The organism is Winogradskyella sp. SM1960, assembly GCF_020179375.1.
GTDB classification, from domain to species: Bacteria; Bacteroidota; Bacteroidia; order Flavobacteriales; family Flavobacteriaceae; genus Winogradskyella; species Winogradskyella marina.
Window position 1 is genome coordinate 80,234 of record NZ_JAICBG010000004.1, and the last position, 23,451, is coordinate 103,684.

The 23,451-nt window shown below is 33.5% G+C and carries 19 protein-coding genes; 12 read left to right on the top strand and 7 right to left on the bottom strand.

All coding sequences use genetic code 11. The features are described 5' to 3' along the window. Positions 1–63 precede the first annotated feature (63 nt). From lon to cmk, 4 genes are all read left to right on the top strand, one after another. On the top strand, positions 64–2,517 hold the full coding sequence (gene lon, locus K1X16_RS11065) for an endopeptidase La (RefSeq protein ID WP_195870946.1): 2,454 nt from the start codon (positions 64–66) through the stop codon (positions 2,515–2,517). Beyond that, complete coding sequence (locus K1X16_RS11070; RefSeq protein ID WP_225036221.1) at positions 2,501–3,097, top strand: LysM peptidoglycan-binding domain-containing protein; 597 nt, start codon at positions 2,501–2,503, stop codon at positions 3,095–3,097. The genes lon and K1X16_RS11070 overlap by 17 nt, the downstream gene beginning before the upstream one ends. Positions 3,098–3,170: 73 nt before the next feature. After that, positions 3,171–4,205 carry a type IX secretion system protein PorQ gene (porQ, locus tag K1X16_RS11075; protein WP_195870944.1) on the top strand — a complete coding sequence of 345 codons (1,035 nt, stop codon included), beginning with the start codon at positions 3,171–3,173 and terminating at the stop codon, positions 4,203–4,205. Positions 4,206–4,506: 301 nt separating this feature from the next. Further along, positions 4,507–5,196: a (d)CMP kinase gene (cmk, locus tag K1X16_RS11080; RefSeq protein WP_225036223.1), complete on the top strand. Its 690-nt coding sequence runs from the start codon at positions 4,507–4,509 to the stop codon at positions 5,194–5,196. Between the two features lie 87 nt (positions 5,197–5,283). Here cmk and K1X16_RS11085 read toward each other — a convergent pair whose 3' ends face one another. Then, entirely contained in the window at positions 5,284–5,661 is a 378-nt protein-coding gene (locus K1X16_RS11085; RefSeq protein WP_225036225.1) for a LysM peptidoglycan-binding domain-containing protein, read from the bottom strand. Between the two features lie 283 nt (positions 5,662–5,944). Between K1X16_RS11085 and rpsA the strand changes: the two genes are divergently transcribed. Then, a complete protein-coding gene (gene rpsA / locus K1X16_RS11090) occupies positions 5,945–7,777 on the top strand; it encodes a 30S ribosomal protein S1 (RefSeq protein ID WP_225036227.1) in 1,833 nt (610 codons plus the stop codon). Between the two features lie 682 nt (positions 7,778–8,459). On the opposite strand, the gene K1X16_RS11095 is transcribed toward rpsA, so the two are convergent. From K1X16_RS11095 to K1X16_RS11120, 6 genes are all read right to left on the bottom strand, one after another. After that, complete coding sequence (locus K1X16_RS11095; protein WP_225036228.1) at positions 8,460–9,947, bottom strand: S10 family peptidase; 1,488 nt, start codon at positions 9,945–9,947, stop codon at positions 8,460–8,462. A 122-nt stretch (positions 9,948–10,069) separates the two neighbouring features. Further along, positions 10,070–11,110 carry a GMP reductase gene (locus tag K1X16_RS11100; protein WP_225036555.1) on the bottom strand — a complete coding sequence of 347 codons (1,041 nt, stop codon included), beginning with the start codon at positions 11,108–11,110 and terminating at the stop codon, positions 10,070–10,072. A 214-nt stretch (positions 11,111–11,324) separates the two neighbouring features. Continuing rightward, complete coding sequence (locus K1X16_RS11105) at positions 11,325–12,095, bottom strand: TIGR02757 family protein (protein WP_225036229.1); 771 nt, start codon at positions 12,093–12,095, stop codon at positions 11,325–11,327. A 65-nt stretch (positions 12,096–12,160) separates the two neighbouring features. Further along, entirely contained in the window at positions 12,161–13,216 is a 1,056-nt protein-coding gene (locus tag K1X16_RS11110; RefSeq protein WP_225036230.1) for a GNAT family N-acetyltransferase, read from the bottom strand. Positions 13,217–13,357: 141 nt separating this feature from the next. After that, the gene (locus K1X16_RS11115) at positions 13,358–13,738 is read right to left on the bottom strand and encodes a RidA family protein (RefSeq protein WP_195870937.1); all 381 of its coding nucleotides are present in this window, start codon (positions 13,736–13,738) and stop codon (positions 13,358–13,360) included. A gap of 225 nt (positions 13,739–13,963) precedes the next feature. After that, positions 13,964–16,726 carry a putative LPS assembly protein LptD gene (locus K1X16_RS11120; protein ID WP_195870936.1) on the bottom strand — a complete coding sequence of 921 codons (2,763 nt, stop codon included), beginning with the start codon at positions 16,724–16,726 and terminating at the stop codon, positions 13,964–13,966. A 110-nt stretch (positions 16,727–16,836) separates the two neighbouring features. Here K1X16_RS11120 and K1X16_RS11125 point away from each other — a divergent pair, with 110 nt between their 5' ends. From K1X16_RS11125 to K1X16_RS11155, 7 genes are all read left to right on the top strand, one after another. Beyond that, complete coding sequence (locus K1X16_RS11125; protein WP_225036231.1) at positions 16,837–17,952, top strand: N-acetylmuramoyl-L-alanine amidase; 1,116 nt, start codon at positions 16,837–16,839, stop codon at positions 17,950–17,952. 55 nt (positions 17,953–18,007) lie between these two features. Then, on the top strand, positions 18,008–18,955 hold the full coding sequence (locus tag K1X16_RS11130) for an MlaD family protein (RefSeq protein WP_195870934.1): 948 nt from the start codon (positions 18,008–18,010) through the stop codon (positions 18,953–18,955). Between the two features lie 11 nt (positions 18,956–18,966). Further along, positions 18,967–20,280 (top strand): (Fe-S)-binding protein, encoded by a 1,314-nt coding sequence (locus K1X16_RS11135; protein ID WP_225036232.1) that lies wholly within the window; start codon positions 18,967–18,969, stop codon positions 20,278–20,280. Between the two features lie 87 nt (positions 20,281–20,367). After that, positions 20,368–21,150 carry a (Fe-S)-binding protein gene (locus K1X16_RS11140; RefSeq protein ID WP_195870932.1) on the top strand — a complete coding sequence of 261 codons (783 nt, stop codon included), beginning with the start codon at positions 20,368–20,370 and terminating at the stop codon, positions 21,148–21,150. Between the two features lie 10 nt (positions 21,151–21,160). Next, a complete protein-coding gene (locus K1X16_RS11145) occupies positions 21,161–21,358 on the top strand; it encodes a hypothetical protein (RefSeq protein WP_195870931.1) in 198 nt (65 codons plus the stop codon). A 42-nt stretch (positions 21,359–21,400) separates the two neighbouring features. After that, positions 21,401–21,919: a PH domain-containing protein gene (locus tag K1X16_RS11150; RefSeq protein WP_225036233.1), complete on the top strand. Its 519-nt coding sequence runs from the start codon at positions 21,401–21,403 to the stop codon at positions 21,917–21,919. Further along, positions 21,906–23,411 carry a PH domain-containing protein gene (locus K1X16_RS11155; protein ID WP_225036234.1) on the top strand — a complete coding sequence of 502 codons (1,506 nt, stop codon included), beginning with the start codon at positions 21,906–21,908 and terminating at the stop codon, positions 23,409–23,411. Before K1X16_RS11150 ends, K1X16_RS11155 begins: the two co-directional genes overlap by 14 nt. Positions 23,412–23,451 lie beyond the last annotated feature (40 nt).

Consider the following 23,451-nt stretch of genomic DNA (forward strand, 5'->3'; position numbering starts at 1 on the left):
ATTAATACATTTAAACGAATGCTTTTTTGTTGTGATTAATGACAGAATGGCTCAAAATTATATATGGCGAAATCAAATTTTTTAAACTTAGACAATCTGTCATTTCAGGATTTTGATGAGAATTCAGAATTAATTCCATTAATGACGCCTGAAGATGAAGAAGCAATAAACAATGAATCTTTACCGGAATCTTTACCAATTTTACCGTTGCGTAATACGGTTTTATTTCCAGGGGTTGTAATTCCGATTACAGCAGGAAGAGATACATCTATAAAACTAATTAATGATGCTAATAAAGGCGGAAAAGTAATTGGTGTCGTATCTCAAAAAGATGAAGCGGTTGAAAATCCAACGGCAAAAGATATTTATAAAACAGGTACTGTAGCACGAATTTTAAAAGTGCTCAAAATGCCTGATGGTAATACAACCGTTATTATTCAAGGTAAAAAGCGATTTGCTATTAACGAGGTAGTTGCTGAGAAACCGTATCTAACGGCAACAATTTCCGCTATTTCCGAAGCAAAACCTGCGAAAGAAAATGAAGAATTTAGAGCAATTATAGATTCTATTAAGGATTTATCTTTAGACATTATTAAAGAAAGTCCAAACATTCCTACTGAAGCAAGTTTTGCAATTAAGAATATTGAAAGCGATTCATTCTTAGTCAACTTTGTGTCGTCTAACATGAATTTAAAAGTGGAGGAGAAGCAAGAACTATTAAAGATTAATGATCTAAAAGAACGCGCGCTTCAGACGTTGAAGTTCATGAATCTTGAGTATCAAAAGCTTGAGCTTAAAAATGATATTCAGTCTAAGGTTCAAAGTGATATGAACCAACAACAACGTGAATATTTCTTACACCAACAAATGAAAACCATTCAAGAAGAATTGGGTGGTGGTGTGTCTTCTGGCGAAGAAATAGAAGAGATGAAAACACGTGCTAAGAAAAAGAAATGGGACGATAAGGTTAAGACTCATTTTGAAAAAGAATTATCTAAAATGCAACGTATGAATCCTCAGGTGGCTGAGTATTCTATTCAACGTAATTATTTAGACCTGTTTTTAGATTTACCTTGGAATGAGTTTAGCAAAGATAAATTTGATTTAAAACGTGCACAGAAAATCTTAGACCGTGACCATTTTGGATTAGAGGATGTAAAAAAGCGAATCATTGAATATTTAGCGGTTTTAAAACTGAGAAACGATATGAAATCGCCAATTCTTTGTCTTTATGGACCTCCAGGTGTTGGTAAAACATCTTTAGGGAAATCCGTAGCAGAAGCATTAGGTAGAGAATATGTGCGAATTTCATTGGGTGGATTGCGCGATGAAGCAGAAATCCGTGGTCATAGAAAAACCTATATAGGCGCCATGCCAGGACGAATTATTCAAAGTTTAAAGAAAGCACAAACGTCTAATCCTGTGTTTGTTTTAGATGAAATCGATAAATTGTCAACTGGTAGTCAAGGTGATCCGTCTTCGGCAATGTTAGAAGTTTTAGATCCTGAGCAAAACAACGAGTTTTACGATAATTTCCTAGAAATGGGATACGATTTGTCTAAAGTGATGTTTATTGCAACGTCTAATAGCTTAAATACTATTCAGCCGGCACTAAGAGATCGTATGGAAATCATTAATGTCACAGGGTATACTATTGAAGAAAAAGTTGAAATTGCTAAGCGTCATTTATTACCAAAGCAATTAAAAGAGCATGGTTTAGATGCTAAAGCTTTAAAAATAGGAAAGCCGCAATTAGAAAAGATTGTTGAAGGGTATACGCGCGAATCTGGAGTTAGAGGCTTAGAAAAGCAAATAGCAAAAATGGTGCGTTATGCTGCCAAGAACATCGCTATGGAAGAAGATTATAATATTAAAATCTCTAATGACGATGTTATTGAAGTTCTTGGAAGTCCAAGATTAGAGCGCGATAAATACGAAAACAATGATGTTGCAGGTGTTGTAACAGGTTTGGCATGGACAAGTGTTGGAGGTGATATTTTATTTATTGAATCTATTTTATCTAAAGGAAAAGGCACTTTATCCATTACAGGAAACCTAGGAAAGGTTATGAAGGAGTCCGCAACTATTGCAATGGAATACATAAAAGCAAATGCAGATGAGTTTGGAATTAAACCTGAAGTTTTTGAGAAATATAATGTACATATTCACGTACCAGAAGGTGCGACGCCAAAAGATGGTCCAAGTGCAGGTGTCACTATGTTAACTTCTTTAGTATCTTTGTTTACACAGCGTAAAGTTAAAAAGAGCTTAGCTATGACAGGTGAAATTACGTTAAGAGGTAAAGTATTACCTGTTGGTGGTATCAAAGAAAAAATCTTAGCAGCTAAACGTGCTCGTATTAAAGAGATTTTACTTTGTGAAGACAACCGTAGAGATATTGATGAAATTAAGCCAGAGTATTTAAAAGGTTTAACGTTTCACTATGTAAAGGATATGAGCGATGTTTTAAAACTTGCGATTACAAAGCAAAAAGTACAAAATGCGAAAAGGCTATAAACTAATACTAACATTTTTAATAAGTTTTACTTCGTTGATGGGTAGTTATGCTCAAGACGAAGTAAAATTTAAAGATGTTATATTAGATGGAAAGCCTGCAAAATTGAATATTATTACTGGTGAAATTGCACCTGTAACACTAGAAACTAAGGGTGTTGAAAGTGAAGTTGTTGAAACCAAAATAGATTCGGTAGACACAAAACCTATTTTAGAAACGGATTCTAATATAATAAAGGCATCAGCAAATACCGAAACTAGTTCTGATGCTGAATCTGATTTTCATATTGTAAAAGAAGGTGACAACTTATTTAAACTTTCCGTTCAATATAAGTCTAGTTTAAACGAATTAAAAAAAGCAAATCATTTAGAAACTACACTTATAAAAGTAGGGCAAAAGTTAAGAGTCCGAAATTTTGATAGCGTTAGTGAGGATAAAAACCCGTTAGTTTGGGTCGTTAAGAAAGGCGATAATTTATATAGAATCGCTATAGAAAAAGGAACAACCGTTAAAGCCCTTAAACAGATTAACGGTTTAAAGAGTGATGTTATAAAAATCGGTCAAAAGTTGAAATTACGTTAGAAAAATACAACACTCAAAAAATAAAAAAATCATATCATCGTTTTAAGATAGATTTAGTTATTTTGCAAAATCTATGATTAAGAGGATTCTCACCTTTCTTGTAATGTTTTTTACACTACCAATGTTCGCACAATTGGGTGGTGAGGCGACCTATCAGTTTTTGAATTTAGTATCCTCACCAAGACAAGCGGCTTTAGGCGGAAAAATTATTACCAACTTTGATCATGATGTTACAGAAGCGCTGTACAATCCTGCATCCATAAATTATCAAATGAACAATCAGTTGGCTGTAAATTATGCTAACTACTTAGGCGGTATAAGCTACGGAACTGCTGCTTACGCCTATACTTGGGATAGACGAGTACAAACCTTTCATTTTGGCGTCACTTATATTAATTATGGCTCGTTTGACGGCTATGATTTAAACGGAAATTCTACAGGAAGTTTTAGTGGTAACGAAACAGCTATATCTGCTGGTTATAATTACAAAATCCCGTACACCGATTTTTATGTTGGTGCTAATGTTAAAGTCATTACATCTGCATTAGAGCAATATAATTCTATAGGAGGAGCATTAGATTTTGGCGCCATGTATATTAATGAAAAACTCGATTTTCATGCGGCGTTAACCATTAGAAATGTAGGGACACAATTTTCAACATATGCAGGACAAAACGAACCGTTGCCCTTAGAGGTTAATTTCGGAATGTCTCAAACGCTAGAAAATGTCCCTTTACGTTGGCATCTTACTTTAGAAAATTTACAAAAATGGCCCATTGGTGTTTCTAATCCAGCTAGAGCAACTACAGATTTAGATGGCAACCAAACGGAAGAAAAAGTTGGTTTTTTGAATAAAGGATTACGGCATTTAATTTTAGGTGCGGAAATATTTCCTGAAGGTGGTTTTAATATTAGATTAGGTTATAATTTTAGACGAGCAGAGGAATTACGAATTGTAGACCAGAGAAACTTTTCGGGACTTTCAGTAGGTGTCGGAATTAAACTAAACAAAATGCGTTTTAATTATACGCATGCAAGATATTCAGGAGCTTCAAATACAAGTTTTTTCGGACTTCAAATAGATTTAGACGGTAGAAGACGATATTAAGTCGTTCAGTTTTTACCATGATAAAGTCATTTTTGAATTTATGAAAAGACTCGAATTTCATTTATTAAACAAGAACCTGAAAATTTTTAAAATAGGTTGATACGTTAGAATTGTCCCGTTGAGGGGACTTTAGGAGTGTTTTCAATACGTTTAAAGAAAGAAAAGCAATAGTAATATTAAGTTAGACAATTAAGAAAACGATGTTGTTTTAACGACATATGAAGTCAGAAAAATAAAGATTCCCTCGCGATAGCTATTGAGATTCAAAAGGGATTACTTACTGAATTAAATTCAGCATAAAATGAGAAAAATAATTATTGCCATAGACGGATTTTCATCCACAGGAAAAAGTACAGTTGCAAAATTACTAGCTAAAAGCCTGAATTATATATATGTAGATACAGGAGCCATGTATAGAGCTGTGACGTATTTTGCCTTAGAAAACGATTTAATTGGCGACGGTTTTTTTAAAGAAGAAGCTTTAATCGATAGGTTAGAAGATATAAGTATTAATTTTAAGTTTAGTAAAAAAGCCGGTTTTGCTGAAGTCTATTTAAACGGAATTAATATTGAAGCTGATATTAGAACACTTCGCGTATCTAAATTTGTAAGTCCTGTGGCAACTTTGTCTGAGGTTAGACGAAAATTAGTTGAGCAACAACAGCTTATGGGAAAAGGCAAAGGCATCGTTATGGATGGTCGAGATATTGGAACGGTCGTTTTTCCAAATGCAGAATTAAAAATCTTTATGACGGCTTCGGCAGAAACCAGAGCCAAACGTCGTTACAAAGAATTAATAGATCGTGGTCATAAGCTGAGTTATGAAGATGTTTTAGAAAATGTAACAACACGAGACCATATTGATTCTACACGAGAGGATTCCCCTTTAATAAAAGCAGAGGATGCTATTGAAATCGATAATTCTGATTTAACCATTGAAGCGCAGTTGGAGACCATTATTGGTATGGCTCAAAAAATTATTGAAAATTAAAAAAGCGATAAACACAAGGCTTATCGCTAATTTAGAAGTCTTTAAAATATATGTTTAAACATATTTAAATATACAATTTTTTTTTAATTAAAGATTAGGAATAACTAATTCCTGATCTGGGTGAATCACATCCGGATTTTTAAGGATATCAGTATTAGCAGCAAAGATTTCTTTATACTTCATAGCATCGCCATAATACTGCTTAGCAATTTTACCTAAAGTTTCACCAGAAGAAACCGTATGTCTTGCATAAACAGATTCGTCTTCAACTTTAATGTCAGCCATAATATCTGCAGGCTCATCTCCACCAATTTCTTTAATTTTATCCCAAATTAAGTTCTTATCGTATTGTGTAGCCGCTGTACCTTTTACTTGAAGTACACCGTCTTTTTCACTAACATCTCCGTTTTGGATATTTAGTTGTTCTCCTAAATCTAAAACACCTTGATATTTTGCTTTAACCATTTTTTTAAGTTTTTAATTGTTAATAGTATTGTAAAGATACCAATTTAAGTAATAACCTTAATAAGGCATAGCATTAAATTGATAGCTTATATATAAGACACCAAATATATTTTTAGGTCACATAATATAGTGTTTGGTTTTCAGGAGAATAAATAGTACTTTTGCACTCCTTTTTAGCGATGTTAAGAAAGTAAGGAAAGGAACAAAACAAATTTAATAATAACTTCTGTACGTTTTTCGCTAAACTTTTAAAAAACACAGAATACAAATTTTAATTCAGCACATGTCTGAAAAAGAAACAAAACAAGCTGAGGTTGAAGCAACTGACGCAGTAACAGTAGAAGCTCCTGTAGTATCTGAAGCTCAAGCAAATCCAGAAAAATTCTTAAAGGAGTTCGATTGGCACAATTACGAAGAAGGAATTGAGCAAGTTGCGGACACTAAATTAGAAGAGTTTGAAAAGTTAGTATCTGAAAATTTCGTTGACACTTTAGATGACGAAGTAGTAGAAGGTACAGTTATCACAATCACAGATCGTGATGCAATTATTGACATTAACGCTAAATCTGAAGGTGTAATTTCTCTTAATGAGTTCCGTTACAACCCAGATCTTAAAGTTGGTGACAAAGTAGAAGTATTAATTGATGTGCGTGAAGATGCAACTGGTCAATTAGTATTATCACACAGAAAAGCGAGAGTAATCAAAGCATGGGATCGTGTAAACAATGCACACGATACTGGCGAAATCGTTAACGGTTTTGTAAAATGTAGAACTAAAGGTGGTATGATCGTAGATGTATTTGGTATAGAAGCTTTCTTACCAGGTTCTCAAATCGATGTGAAGCCTATTAGAGATTACGATCAGTATGTAAATAAAACTATGGAATTTAAAGTTGTGAAAATCAACCACGAATTCAAAAACATAGTTGTTTCTCATAAAGCGCTTATTGAAGCAGATATTGAAGAACAAAAGAAAGAAATCATTGGTCAACTAGAAAAAGGACAAGTCTTAGAAGGTATTGTGAAAAACATTACGTCTTATGGTGTGTTTATCGATTTAGGTGGTGTAGATGGTTTAGTTCATATTACAGATTTATCATGGTCTCGTATCAACCATCCAAATGAGATTGTTGAGTTAGATCAGAAATTAAATGTTGTAATCCTTGATTTTGATGAAAACAAATCAAGAATCCAATTAGGTCTTAAACAATTATCTAAACATCCTTGGGAAGCTTTAGGTGAAGACGTAAAAGTTGGAGATAAAGTAAAAGGTAAAGTAGTGGTTATCGCTGATTACGGTGCTTTTGTTGAAGTAGAAGAAGGTGTAGAAGGCTTAGTTCACGTAAGTGAAATGTCTTGGTCAACGCATTTACGTTCAGCTCAAGATTTCGTAAACGTTGGTGATGAAATTGATGCAGTTATCTTAACTTTAGATAGAGAAGATAGAAAAATGTCTCTTGGTATTAAGCAATTAACACCAGATCCATGGACAGACATCACTACGAAGTATCCTGTAGGTTCTAAGCATTCTGGTATTGTACGTAACTTTACAAACTTTGGTGTATTTGTTGAATTAGAAGAAGGTATCGACGGATTAATTTATATCTCAGATTTATCTTGGACTAAGAAGATTAAGCATCCATCTGAGTTCTGTAACGTAGGTGATACTTTAGACGTAGTTGTATTAGAGTTAGACGTTGAAGGTCGTAAATTATCTTTAGGTCATAAACAAACTGAGGAAAACCCTTGGGACAAATACGAAACTGAATTTGCATTAGGTACAACGCACAAAGCTGCTATCACTGAGATGGTAGATAAAGGAGCGACAATTGATTTTAACGAAGATATCGTTGCATTTGTACCAGCACGTCATTTAGAGAAAGAAGATGGTTCTAAACTTGGAAAAGGTGAAGAAGCAGAATTCAAGATCATTGAATTTAATAAAGAATTCAAACGTGTTGTAGCATCTCATACAGCAGTATTTAGAGAAGAAGAAGCAAAAATCGTTAAGCAAGCTGTTAGAAAACAGGAAGCTCAAGCGGCAGAAGCTAAACCAACTTTAGGTGATGCAAATGATGCTTTACAAGCACTTAAAGATAAAATGGACGGGAAATAATCTCATCTCATTAATCTATATTATAAAAGCCTCTCGAATATCGAGAGGCTTTTTTTATTTCTATTATTTTGAAAAATGAATACATTAAAATACGTTGTAGTAATTGTTATTCCTTTCGTAGCAGTTGTTATACGATATCAACCGTTTTGAGAAATCTCATTAGATGTAGTTGAAACAGAAAATGTGGACTTAATAAGTAATAAGGTTTCAGATCAATTTATGTCAAAATTAATATTTGTACTTTAAATTGGCTTTATCTCTATTCTTTATTTAATTATTCAGAAAATTAAAAGACTTCCATTTTTAACAGAAGGTATTTATTCAATATTGTTTTTAGTTGGTTTTGGAATTCTATTCTGGATTTTTAGAGTGGTTTATATTTCTGAAAAATTATCGTTGATCTCGAGTTTTGATGTATCAGATGGCATTAAACCTAGCTGTCCAATTAATAGCTTCCATTTTGAATATTATCTGTTTTTAGGATTTTTATTTTGTACCTTAATTAGTATTTTAATATTCAGTTTAAAAAAGAAAAAGGCATAGCAAATGTCTAAACTATTATATCGTCATCTAAAATCTATCTAGTTGATAAGAGTTATTTCCCGTAAGAGTAAGCCTTGGAGTTTAGTTATTGTAATTTGAGATTTTATATTAAATTTCTAAAGTATAATAGAGATAATTCTTAATATTTAGCCGATTTTCCATTAGACAATGAATTCGCAATAAATTCGCGTAAATCATCATTTGCTTTAATGAGGTCTTCATTCCTTAAATACATCATATGTCCACTTCTGTAACCTTTAAATGAAAAACGATCTTTCATTTTGCCGCTAGGATCTACTTGCCATTGCGAATACTTTGCTGCAAAATACGTAGTTGCACCATCGTAATATCCAGACTGTGTCAATACTTTTAAATAAGGGTTTTGAGCCATGGCTTGGCGTAAATCATCTCTAGTAGTATCATTTGAATTATCCCAGCGACCAGTATTTCCAAAGACATTATATTTTACATCGGTTTTAAAGCCTAATTCATTTTGAATATAGTAATTAATAGCAGGAGTGAATGAATGTAACCAAGAGGTGAGTTCTGCGCTGTAATCTGGACGCGTTCCAGTTTCAACCTTGTCTATCCCAATATATCTCGAATCTAAGCGTCCAATCGTTTCACCCGTTTTATCACGGAGTAGCTCTTTCCAGAAAAAGCGTGTAGGAACATTTAAATTTTGTTGTAAAATCACCTTTTCAGACAAACCAGAATAATAACTCATCTGTTTGGCAATTGCGTTCTTTTCGGCATCTGAAATAAATCCACCTTTAGCAATAGCAGGCATTAAATCGTTAATGGCAAAATGCTCTACTTCTGGTAATATCTCTAATAAATCTTTGTCTTGAAGCACTGGTGGAAGCATGTTGTGGTACCATGCTGCAGCTGTATAATAAGGTAAATTTAAACTTGACGATAATGGACCTCCAACACGAAGCACTTTATAATCTGCAGGAGATACTAAAATTACGCCATTAAGATACATCCATTGACTGTTTTGAAGTTCTAAAGACAGACCCATTACACGTGTGCCTCCATAACTTTCTCCAATAATGTATTTTGGAGATTGCCATTTATTATGTCTTGTGGTAAAGGTATTCATCCAACTGGCGAGATATTTAATATCTGCATTTATACCAAAAAACAATTTGTTGTCTGGCATTTTGCCATCCTTATCCGCCACTTTTCTAGAATAGCCTGTGTTTACAGGGTTTATAAAAACAATATCGGCAACATCTAAAATAGAGTTTGGATTGTCTTTTACACCATAAGGTTGCGTTGGATAACCTTCGTCATCTATATTTAGAACCTTTGGTCCTGTATAAGCAATATGCATCCAAAGCGACGCAGAACCTGGACCACCATTAAAAGAGTAAATAATTGGTCTGTTGCTGTTATTTGTGTCGTTTGTACGTTTGTAATAGGTATAGTAAAGCGATGCAATCATTTTACCTTGTGAATCCCAAACGGGCTGGAATCCGGTTTCAGCTTCATACGTTATTTGCTTTCCTTTTATGGTAACAGAATGTTCAGTAACATAGGCTGTATCTACAGGAATTTTTAAATCTTGAGCGAAGCTGAATGTAAAGCAAAGTAGAAGTACGAGAGTAAAATGATATTTCATTTGAGTTGGATTTTTATTTGAAAAGCTTAAAGATACTAAAATGAAACCTGAATTTAGAACTCTTGAATAGCCCTAAATAAAAAATTTATTTTGTTGGATATTAATTCTATTGACAGAACACGTTAACCATTATAAACCTGATTTTCTTGCTCTGCAACACGAATAAACGTGGTGCGCTTGGTTAACTCTTTTAAACGTTGTGCTCCGACATAAGTACAAGTACTTCGTAACCCTCCTAAAATATCTTGAAGCGTATTTGCAACATCACCTTTGTATGGTACTTCAACGGTTTTACCTTCACTAGCTCTGTATTCTGCGACTCCACCAACATATTTATCCATTGCAGTTGCAGAACTCATACCGTAAAATTGTTTGTATTGTTCTCCGTTTCTAGTAATTAGCTCTCCACCACTTTCAGTATGCCCAGCAAACATACCACCAAGCATAACAAAGTCAGCACCTGCGCCAAATGCTTTAGCAATGTCACCTGGAGTTGAACAGCCACCATCGCTAATAATCTGTCCTCCTAAGCCATGAGCTGCATCTGCGCATTCTATTATAGCTGATAATTGCGGATAACCGACCCCAGTTTTTACACGTGTTGTACATACGCTTCCAGGACCAATACCAACTTTTACAATGTCGGCTCCAGAGAGTAGTAATTGCTCCACCATTTCACCAGTTACAACATTGCCAGCGATAATAACCTTATCAGGATATTGATTTCGTGTTTGCTGTAAAAAGTCTACAAAATGTTCTGAATACCCATTAGCAACATCAATACAAATGAATTTTAATTCAGGATGACTTTTAAAAACCGTTTTAAGTTTATCTGAATCCTCCTTGCCAGTTCCTGTGCTAATTGCGATATAGTTTATAATGTCTTTAGGAGCTGAATTTAAAAAGCTGTCCCATTGAGCTGTTGTATAATGCTTATGTATCGCAGTAAATAGTTTTTGTTTAGCTAATACTAAGGCCATTTCAAAAGTCCCAACCGTATCCATATTGGCAGCCATTATAGGAATGCCATTCCAAGTTGCTGTGCTATTTAAAAATGTAAAATTACGTTCTAATGTCACTTGGGATCTGCTTTTTAGTGTAGAGCGTTTTGGGCGAATCATGACATCTTTAAAGCCTAATTTAATATCGTTTTCAATATACATGTTTGGAGAAAATTTGGTTACACTCAAAAATACAAGTTATTAAAAAAAAGGACGTTTACATTTGTACGTGTCTTATGATGTTTTATTAACAATTGTTTATAGTAGAAGTGTTAGCGTAGATTAATGTTGAACATCCTAACTGTGTTACATATTAACTAATGTCAAAAGAATTCTGTATTTAAATATTCTTGAAAACACGAGGTGTCATATAAACTTAGAAACCTTCAAAAACACCCAATCCAAATAAAGCAAAGTCGTATTTTACGGGATCTTTTGCGTCTAGTTTTCTTAAGGCTTTATCTAATTCGGCTAAAGCTTTTCCATCATTTTGCTTGCGTTTAAGTAAACCTAATTTTCTAGCCACATTACCTGAATGTACATCCAATGGACAGCTTAATTGCGATGGAGATAGTGATTTCCAGATTCCAAAATCGACACCATTGTTGTCATTACGGACCATCCAGCGTAGATACATATTAATGCGCTTCGCTGCCGAATTTTTAAGAGGATCGCTCACATGTTTTTGTGTCCGAGCTAAATGCGGAATATCAAAAAATATGCTTTTAAACTGATGAATGCTATTTTGGAGAGAATCTTTTTCGGCATGTTTTAAAAATACAGGTTCTAAACCATTATGATTTTTATAGATGTGTTGTAGGCTTTTTATAAACTGCATAAAATCATCACCATTAAATGTGCGATGTACAAAAGGACTCAACTTTTCTAAATCAGATTCTTGGTGTTGCATAATAAACTCAAAAGGGGAGTAGTCCAACAACTCAACCATTCGATTGGCATTTTTTATAATGCTTTTTCTGTTTCCCCATGCAATAGTCGCAGTTAAAAAAGCCGCAATTTCAATATCTTCTTTTTTAGAAAATTGATGTGGGATTTGAATTGGGTCGCTCTCAATAAATTTTGGGGTGTTGTAGAGATTGACTTTTTCGTTTAAAAAATCTTTAAGTTCTGATGTTTTGAATTTCAATAGTAATGGTCTTTAGACTGCAAATTTATGATATTGATTATGTAATTCAATACTAAAGCTCCGTCTTAAGAGATACAATTGGATGTTATAGGAGCGCGATAAGCCGGGAAATATCCTGCATTCAAATTCTCATGATCTATTGATTTTCCTAAATGATTTTCTGTCAGTGCGATATAGTTCTCTTCATCAACAATATGTTTCCAGATTTTAAAGGATTTAAAATCTTTAGAAAATCCACGCTTAAACCTGAACAAAGAATCTTCTTTACTTCCTCTTCCACCACCAAGATTTAAATATCTAAAACCGTCCAAGGTAGATTGAATTCGCTTTTCGTCGATAATTAACTTAATAGGGTTGAGTTCAAAATAATCTTCGTTTAGACCTGATAAATGATATTGAACGATGTCTCCTGTTTTTATAAAAATAGCACCTGCTATATCCTCTTGGGTTTCGTTGAGTCTACAGAGTAATAACTTAGCGTCAATATCGTCACTCGTTAAAAGTTGATGAAAATAATCTGTACTAAAAAAGTAACTGTCGTCCGCGTCTATGCGTTTCATGTTTTCTGTATACAATTGAATAAAGGATTCAAGATGCTCATTTACATTGCCTTCAATTACAGTACAAAGTTTGCGTGATTTATTTAAATATGTTTTTAGTCTTCTATTATATGATGCTCTTTGGTCTTTTAAGGGTTTATTCAAATCTATATAAACCACTTTACCAAGGGACTCCATATGTCCTAATCCTTCTAAAACAGATTCTTTTTCATCTATAAAAGGATGCAGTCTAGAAAAGACGGCAATAATTTTATTGTCCTTAAAAAAGGAATTGAGTGATTTATGAAATTTTATGAAGTCAAACTGCTCATCTAAATTAATAGTTAGTGGTCCTGCATATCCATAAACAGATGTAACATCTTTATAGCTAGAGTTTTTTATTTTTCTGAGAAGGAAAGGTATAGCAACAGTAGTATTACCATCCTTATATGCTAAGAGAATTGGCTCTTCATCTATTTTTTTTGAAAGTTGATGGTAGTCATACGTATGATAAAAATCGGCATGCTCTACCTGAGAGACAAGTGTTCTCCATTCATCTTTATTTTTAAGGACTTCAATCAATTTGGTTAGGTTTTAAGATTTAAGTTAATATTATTTACGGTTAAAACAATTATGCTTATAACTTAAAGGTATTTCGAGTTGAAAAATACAATAATTTGAAGATAAGCACTTACATTAGCTGAAGTTTAAATAGTTATATAGCTATTTTATTGCGATCATACTAATTTCAACATTTACAAACTTAGGTAAATTTGCCACCTCAACAGTTTCTCTTGCAGGTGCAGAAGCTTCGTCAAAATACTTACCGTAAACTTCATTGATTTGCTTAAAGTTATTCATGTCGCTAATAAATATAGAGGACTTAATAACGTTTTCAAATGTCATGTCCGCCGCTTCTAAAACGGCTTTCATATTTTCCATAACCTGTTTGGTTTCCGACTTTATATCATCAATAACCAATTCCATTGTTTTAGGGTTTAAGGCTATTTGGCCTGATGTATATAAGGTATTTCCTGATAAGATAGCTTGATTATATGGTCCTATAGGAGCAGGTGCATTGGTGGTGTTTATAATTTTTTTCATGCTTTTATTAATGGAGAAAACTATGTCTCTTTTTAAGTTTGTGTGTAACACAAATTTAGTAATACATTTTCACTTCAACAAGTTCAGTATGATGCTATTATTAACAAACAGGAAAAGAATGTTCAGCTCAGCTTATTTCAGAATGCAGAAATAATAAAAATATTCAGGAGTACTATTCTGGTGTCTAAATTGTTTTGAAAAATAAGCTACACTAACAAAAGCCCTTTAGTTACCCAATCGTTGATCTGGTTGTTTACGTTTATCGTATTTTAGGTCTTTAAGTAGATTCGATTTTATACCAATAAAGAAATTCCACGAGCTACGATTACTAAATGGTATCCATGAGAAATTCATACGCCAACTTAATAAGTCACGCTCAAAACGTAATTGCGTATAGGTAAAACCTTGATTAAGAAAATCGTACCCAGAAGATGCACCTAGACTCCATTTAGGTGATATATCAACATCTCCTGAAAACATTAATGAATGTGACGAAATTTCATCTTCACGACGTGTATTTGTATAATTTGCAGAATATGCCAGTCTTAAGCTCCAGGGCATTTTGTAGTTATAAAAGTCGTTGTTTTCTTCGTTTTCCTTATCGTTATCTCCATCAGATAACCGTTTGTCTGCATAATCTTCTGAGCGACCAAATAAGTCGTCTGTTCGTCCTCCGGATCGCGCAGATTCTTGTGCAGATGCATTTTTTTCTTCAGATGCGCCACCAGAAAAACTATCGTTAGATAATGTGTAACTCATATTTACGTTGGCAGATGTAAGCCTAAATAGACTTCCTCCATTATTAACATTAAAGGTATTAATAACATTATTATTGCTATCTAATGCGTAGGGGTTTAGGGTCATACCAAAGTTAATACTCATTTTTTTATTTAAAATTTGAGTACCACCGCTCATACGAACAGGACTCCAATGTAATGAATCGGCAGCAATATCATACGACGTAGAAAAATTGAGATTGTTTAATATAAATATTTTTTCTGGCTCTGCTTTTGTGGAGTCTTTAGCTCTAATTTTAGCTTCAAGATTATTTCCTAACGATATACCAACACTACTAGAATAACGATTACCAGGTCTTCCAAAGAGAGAGTTCTCAAATCGTGTATATTCCACCTGATCGGAAGTGGTTCCATCGGCATCAATGACGTCATAAGTTTCATAATACTGATCAAAAGCAGGACTAATAGAATAGCTAATAGACGGTCGCATTACATGGCGTATCGCTTTTATTTTTTTATCCTCGCCTTCTTCTTCAAAATTATACATTCCGTATATGGTAGTTCCTACACTTGCTCCAACATTATAGGTTAAAAAACGATCAAAACCACTTTGATCTACAGAAACGACCTCTTCTAAAGATTGGTCGTAGAATTTTTTAACGGTATTAAGTGTCCAAGTTTCTTCAAAATTGGCATTAGCACTAACACTAAAATAATCGAAAACCTTAAAGTTGGTTGTTACAGGTATGCTGTGTCGCATTCCGGTTATAGCATCATCAAACATTTCAGCTTTACCAAATATAGAATCGTTAGTTTTTATGCTGTATTCTCCTCTAGAGGAGACCTGAAAATTTATATTATGAATAGCACCTTTTTTAGTTCCTGTTTTAGGCGCAAAAGGATAAATTCTACCTATCGACGCTTGCATTGTAGGTAAGGTTAAATCAATATCACCTGTATTGGTATTTTGTCTATGTGTTGCTGTTAAACTTAAGTTGACTTGCGGTTCGCCTGCAAACGTTTTTGAATAGGAAACCGACGATGCTAAGGTGTTATTTAAAAAATTAGACTGGTTCAATTGGTTAATAGACTCTTGGTAATATGAGCTACTACCTAAATTAACCGATGCTGAAAACCGAGAATTAGGATTCGCCTTAGCGTCTTGATTGTGTGACCACCTCAGGTTATATATAGTACTTTGACTAAAATCTGGAAATCCGCGTTCGCTATTTAGTAAATTTTCATATCTAAAGCTTAAATTACCTCTAAACTTATAACGTTTTGCATAATTGTTTTCTATTCGCAAACCATAACTACCGTTGGTGTAATAGTCACCTAAAACTGCTAAATCTAAATAATCGCTAATGGCAAAATAATAGCCACCATTTTGTAAATTATAACCTCTATTACTATCCTCACCAAAAGATGGGAAAATAATACCAGAGGTTTGCTTTTGTGTCATAGGAAAAAACGCAAAAGGCAATGCGATAGGAGTAGGAACACCATAAATTTCCATATAGGTTGGACCAACAATTACTTTTTTATTAGGAACCAATTTCATTTTACTTGTTACGAATTGGTATTCGGGATCTTCTTCATCTTCAGCCGTTGTAAATCGACCTTTTTTCATAAAGTAAACGGAATCATTTTCTTTTTTAGTGATTGGCGAATACACTTTAAAACCTTGTTGCTCTGTTCTAGAATTAAAAACGAGTGCTTTTTTAGTTTCAGTATTAAAAATAATAGAATCTGGTTCAATAACATTTTCACCTTGCGTAAAAACAGGGCGCTGCGTGTAACCTGTAGAATCTTTTAAACGGCCAGCATAAACTAAGTTTTTACTATAATCAATGACAATAACGCCAGCCTTAATTTCCATGTCTTGGTATAACACTTCAGCTTCGTTATATAAACGTATGGTTTTCATTTTTTGACTCAAGGAAACATAATCTTTAGCTTTATACTTTACAGTACCTTCTAATAAGCCTTTTTGTTTTACAGAGTCCTGTTGTGTAGAGTCAATCTCTTTTGTGTTTAATGGAGGCTTAATAATGGAATCTACAGCAATATGAGCAGAATCTTTGCGTTGCTCAATTGGAATCGTTCCGTTCTTTTTAGGTAATTCTTGAGCGAAGCTAAAAGTGTTGATAAACACTGTAAAACTCAAGGTAAAAAGTATGTGTAAGCTTTTTGTATGCAATGCTTTTAAATGTATTTTTGTAAAAGTATGGCTCGGTTTTTGAAACGCCAAAAGTACAGCTATTTTTTTGTGTTTAATTTATAATAATTAGAAATTAAAAAATACTGGTTTACAATATAGCGCTAAGTAATAAATCGAGTTGATAAACCATTAAATTAAATATGCAAACGACACTAAAACCTACAATAGTATTTTTAACCTTTTTATTTATAACTACTTTAACATCTTTCAATGTGTTAAATGCACAGGAAGAAAAGTTTGTCGTGGTTTTAGATGCAGGACATGGCGGCAATGATCCTGGAAACACAGGTAATGGTCATAAGGAAAAACACATTGCGCTTGAAATCACCTTAGAGGTAGGACGTGAATTAGAGAAAAACCCAGATATAAAGGTCATTTACACACGTAAAACTGATGTTTTTGTGGCGCTGCATGAGCGTGCTAATATTGCCAATAGAGCGGATGCCGACTTGTTTGTATCTATTCACTGTAATGCACACAGCTCACAGGCTAGTGGCACTGAGACCTTTGTGTTAGGTGAAAAAAATACGGGACGTAATTTTGATGTTGCCAAGAAAGAAAATGAAGTGATTTTTCTAGAGGATAATTATGAAGAAAATTATGCTGGGTTTGACCCTAGTTCACCAGAATCCTCTATTGCTATTGGTATTGAACAGGAGGTTTATGTAGAGCAAAGTGTTGTTTTAGCTCGTAAAATTGAAGATAATTTTATTAACAAGGCCAAACGAAAAAGTAGAGGTTTAAAGCAAGCTAGTTTACTTGTTATCAGAAATACTTATATGCCAAGTGTTTTGGTTGAAGTAGGATTTTTAACCAATAACCAAGAAGGTAAATATCTAAATTCAAAAGCCGGACAATCAAAAATGGCAAGTTCAATAAAAAAAGCAATTCTAGATTTTAAAGTAGAACTCGATCAAAATGTTGGGAGTCATATTCTTCAAGTAGATGCAGAATCTATGGTAGAAACAGAAGAATCACCTAAAATTATAGAAGGTGTAACATTTAAAGTTCAAATTGCTGCAAGTTCTAGAGCTTTGGAACCCAAATCTTATAATTTTAAAGGTCTGTCAGGTATTTCTAGAGAAAAAGTTGGGACTATTTATAAATATTACAGTGGAGAAACGTCCGATTACAACAAGGTAAGGGAACTACAAAATGAAGCTAAATTAGCAGGTTATTCAGGTGCATTTATCATTGCGATTAAAGGTGATAAAAAAATTGATGTTTCCGAAGCATTAAAATCTACAACAGATTAGAATCATTATTAGTATATTTATTCCTAATTTTGTTAGGAAACTAAATTGAAGCCCATTGAAAATTTCAAGAGAAGTAAAAACAGCGGTATTAGTCTTAGCTGGTATCACCTTTTGTATATACCTATTCACATACCTTAAAGGTGAAGACCTGTTCGATAATTCAAATACTTATTATACAGAATTTGATTATAATGCCTTAAAAATGTCATCTCCTGTAACTATAAAAGGAAATAAGGTTGGTGAGATTGAAGACATAAATTACGATTTCGATTCTGGTAAAACACGAGTTGCATTTACGGTAACTCCGCAATTAAAATTCTCAAAAAATAGTACTATTCGCTTATACCAAGATGGTTTAATGGGAGGCAATGCGTTGTCTATTGTTGAAGCCAATGATGGCGAAATTGCGCAATCTGGAGATTTTATTTCATCTGAAGTTAAACCAGGCATGATTTCAGCATTAGAAAAGAATTTTTCTGGTATTAGTGAAGATTTAGGAACAACGCTACGGTCTTCAGATACCTTAATAACCAACTTAAACGCAATGGTTATAGATGAGTCAGATGATGGCCTAAAGCAAACTATTGCCGAATTAAACGCCACTTTAAAGTCCTTTAAAAATGTGGCTTTTAAAGCCAATACACTCATTAGTGACAACGATGAAAAGATTTCTTCTGTCTTAGAAAATTTTGATAAAACAAGTGCCGAATTAGCCATTTTAATAAAAGATTTAAACGATGCAAAATTGTCTAATACGGTAAAGAATTTAGACGACATGGTTTTAAAACTTAACCAAGTAGTCACAGGCCTGGCTGCAGGGGAAGGTTCTATGGGTAAATTATTAAACGATGATGCACTTTATGATAATTTAGAAAATGCATCAAAAGAACTTCAATTATTACTTTTAGATATCAAACTTCATCCTGCGAGATACAGACGTATTTTGTCTAAAAGAGAGATTCCTTACGAGGAACCAACACAAGAGCAAATAAACAATAACTAGATCCATCAATCATGGAATACTTACCGAATATCATTTTTGCAGTTATCCTAATATTAGGCATAGGCTATTTTACAAGAAACGTTAAAAAGCTTATTCGAAATATAAAATTAGGACATAAAGTTGATGCAAGTGATAATACGTCGCAACGTTGGAAAAACATGGCTTACATTGCTTTAGGTCAAAGTAAAATGGTAAAACGACCAGTTTCTGGTTTTCTACATGTCATTGTTTATGTTGGATTTATAATCATCAATATTGAAGTTTTAGAGATTATAATCGATGGTCTTTTTGGAACACATCGTATTGGTCAACAAGTATTACCAGAAAGTTTATATGGTTTCCTAATTGGGTCCTTTGAGATTTTAGCCGTTTTAGTTTTAGTTGCCGTAACTGTATTTTGGTTGCGTAGAAATGTGATTAAAATTAAACGTTTCTTAAGTTCAGAAATGAAAGGCTGGCCAAAAAGTGATGGTAATATTATTCTGTATTTCGAAGTTGTATTAATGTGTTTATTCTTAATCATGAATGCTACTGACATGGTATTTCAAGAAGCAAATTCAGGTAATATAATATCACAATTTATAGCACCTTGGTTCGAAGGTTTATCAGAAGGAACACTAACTATAATTGAAAGATCAGCTTGGTGGCTACACATCGTTGGTATACTTGCGTTCTTAAATTATTTATACTTTTCTAAGCATTTACATATTTTATTAGCATTTCCTAATGTGTATTTTGGAAAAGTGGAACCAAAAGGAAAATTCAATAATCTTGAAGCCGTTACTGCTGAAGTAAAATTAATGATGGATCCAGATGCTGATCCTTACGCAGCACCTCCTGAAGCAGCAGAAGATGAAGTGCCAGCAAAATTTGGAGCAAGTGACGTTATGGATTTGACTCAAATACAACTTCTCAACGCCTATTCGTGTACAGAATGTGGTCGTTGTACAAGCGAGTGTCCTGCAAACCTTACCGGAAAAAAATTATCACCTCGTAAGATTATGATGGATACGAGAGACCGTTTAGAAGAGGTTGGAAAAAACATCGATGCCAATAATGGCGAATTTAAAGATGATGGTAAACAGCTTTTAGGAGATTATATAACCAACGAAGAACTTTGGGCTTGTACCACTTGTAATGCTTGTGTAGAAGCTTGTCCTGTGAGTATAGACCCTTTATCAATTATTGTAGAAATGCGTCGTTATTTGGTTATGGAGCAAAGTGCAGCGCCAATGGAACTAAATAATATGATGACCAATATAGAAAACAACGGAGCACCTTGGCCTTACAACCAAATGGACCGTTTAAATTGGAAAGACGAATAAAATAAAGTCAGTTGGTTTATTCTTAATATCAGGTAGAGACCAGTCGAAACCTATTTTGAAACTAACTTTGAATTTTAAACTAAAAGTATGAGCGAGCAACTAATAGTGCCAACCATGGCAGAGATGATGGCAGAAGGCAAACAACCAGAAATTTTATTTTGGGTTGGTTCTGCTGGTAGTTATGACGATAGAGCAAAGAAAATTACCAAAGCTTTTGTAAAGATTCTTAATAAAGCAAATGTCAATTTTGCCGTTTTAGGAACCGAAGAAAGTAATACAGGTGATGTCGCCAAACGCGCAGGCAATGAATTCTTATTTCAAATGCAAGCCGTTATGAATATTGAAGTGCTTAACGCTTACGAAATAAAACGTATTGTCACTTGCGATCCACATTCTTTTAATTGTATTAAAAACGAATATCCAAGTTTAGGTGGTAATTACGATGTTATTCATCACACACAATATATAAAAGAACTGATGAGTTCTGGTCGTTTAAGCTTAGAAGGAAATACATACAAAGGCAAACGCATTACCTTTCATGATCCTTGTTATTTAGGTAGAGGAAATGGTGTTTACGAAGCACCAAGAGATGTGCTTAAAAAAACAAACGCAACACTTGTTGAAATGAAACGACACAAAGGAACTGCCTTGTGTTGTGGAGCAGGAGGAGCGCAAATGTTTAAAGATGCAGAACCTGGAAACAAAGAAATCAATGTTCTTAGAACTGAAGACGCCATAGAAACTCAACCCGAAATCATTGCTACAGGCTGTCCATACTGCAACACTATGATGACAGATGGTGTAAAGTTTAAAGAAAAGGAAACTGCTATTAAAGTTTTAGATATCGCAGAGTTAATTGCTGATGCATAAAACCATGGTTATGGGAAATAATATCGAAAAATTACCATTAAAAAAGAGGATTATTTCGGGTATTGCAATAGGCTTATTATATGCCTCACTTATGGCTGGTTACGATTATGTTACCGAGGATTCATTTTCTTTAGTAAAATTTATATTTAATAGTCTCTTCTTCGGACTTGTTATGAGTTATGCTTTTAGGTATAAAGTCAGTAGATGAGATTGTTTCTACGATATTAATTAAAACAATTCATTATAAAAAATGACATTCACTAACCCTCAAATACAAACAGAAGACTTACCCAATGTCGAAGATGTGGTGTTAAAACCGATTTCAAAATCGTATTTAAAAATCATAGCATTAAATGGATTGGCATTTTACAGTCTAATTTTAGGTGCTTTGTTTGGATTAAAGTACCTCATTAAAGAAGCGCCTTTTCAAAATAATTTTTGGTATCTGTTTTTTGGAGTTTTAGGACTTTGTATTTTCAGCTTTATCATGTCTATATTAGCGTTCAAAAAACGTAAGTATGCTGTTCGTGGCTATGACGTTATTTATGCGAAAGGTTTAATTGTCCATTCTGTTGTAACCGTACCAATTTCTAGAATTCAGCATGTTGAAGAGTCTCGAAGCTGGTTGGCACGACATTTTGGTTTATCTACGCTCAAAATATTTACAGCTGGTGAAGCCGGAAGTGACTTAAGTATAAGGGGACTTCAACATCTTGAAGCAAAAAGTATCAACGATTTTATAAGTTCTCAGGTTGATGGAAACAAATGATTTCTCACAACCCATAAGGCAATCGACTAAAGGCATTCTTGTAATTTTTGCATTCAATTTAGTCAAGTTTGTTAAAAAGTTCTTTGTGCTTTTTATCGCATTTGGTGTTTCTGTATTTAGAAATAAATCTATAGGAAATATAACGCCAACAATGGTGATACTGGCTTTAATTGGAGTATTAATAATTATTCTCATCATTGCCATTTTAAAATATCTCAATTTTAAATTCCATATCAGTAAAGACGATTTTCATTTAGCAACCGGAATCATTAATAAGGATAATACCATAATCCCGAAGTCTAAAATCCAGAATGTTTACATCAAGCAAAATTTTCTACAACAAATTATAGATGTAGTTTCCGTTAAAATTGAAACGGCAGGTGATAAAAAATCTGAAATTGAAATAAGCGCATTAGACAAACCAACCGCGTTATTATTAAAAAAGAAACTGTTCAAAAAAGCACAGATTGATACCGAAGCGATAGAAGATGCGGAACAGGTTAATGAACCAGAAGTCTTTTTTAAAGTGACACCAAAACGCTTGTTATTAGAAGGGTTGTCTCAAAACCACTTTAAAAGTTTCCTTTTAATATTTGGTTTTGCTTTTGGTCTATATAGTGAATTTAAAGACTTTTTAGTAGAATTAGAGTTAGAAAATCACATTGAAGGTTTAGTTGAATTAGACGAAACCGCAATTCTCAATTTAATAATTACTAATGTCATTATAGTTATTGGCGTGGTGTTGGTTTCATTTTTGTTTTCGGTAGTAAAAACTTTTATTATCAATTTTAATCTCGAAGTTGTTGAGCATCAAAAAACAATAGAAATTAATAAAGGCCTTTTTAACAAAGTGTCCTTGAGTTTAACACCAAGTCGTATTCAGAATTTGGTAATAACCACTAATCGACTTAAACAGTATTTTGGATTGCACACCTTAGCTGTAAAACAAGCTATGGTGAATGTTAAGCAGCAAAAAAACTTCAATATTGTAGCCTTAGAAAAAGCACAGCTCAATTATTTGGTAGACAAACTCTTGTCTAATTACGTAGAAGACAAAAGCAATGTCGCGAAACCAAGACCTTATTTTATGCGAATTTCGGCATTAGAAATGTTCATTTTTGGTGTCATAATTAATGCTTTGGCATGGGCGATCTTCGGTATGGAAATGTTGTGGATTAATACTGTTTTTCTACCCTTAGCGGTTTTGTATGTCTATATTGCATATAAAAAAGCCTATTACATAATTTCAGAAGACTTTGTAACCATAGGCAGTGGAGTCATTGATACCACAACCAATATTCTAGAAATCCATAAGATTCAAAGTGTTAAGCTAAAACAAACAATTTTTCAAAGACCTAAGGCTATTGCATCAGTTGTTATATCCACAGCTTCAAAATCTGTGACGATTCCTTATGTGCAAAAATCTGAAGCCATATCAATTTATAATTTCTTGCTATATAAGGTCGAATCTCAAGACAGAGATTGGATGTAATATTGTACTTTTGCTTCGCATTTATGATTAAAGCGAAACA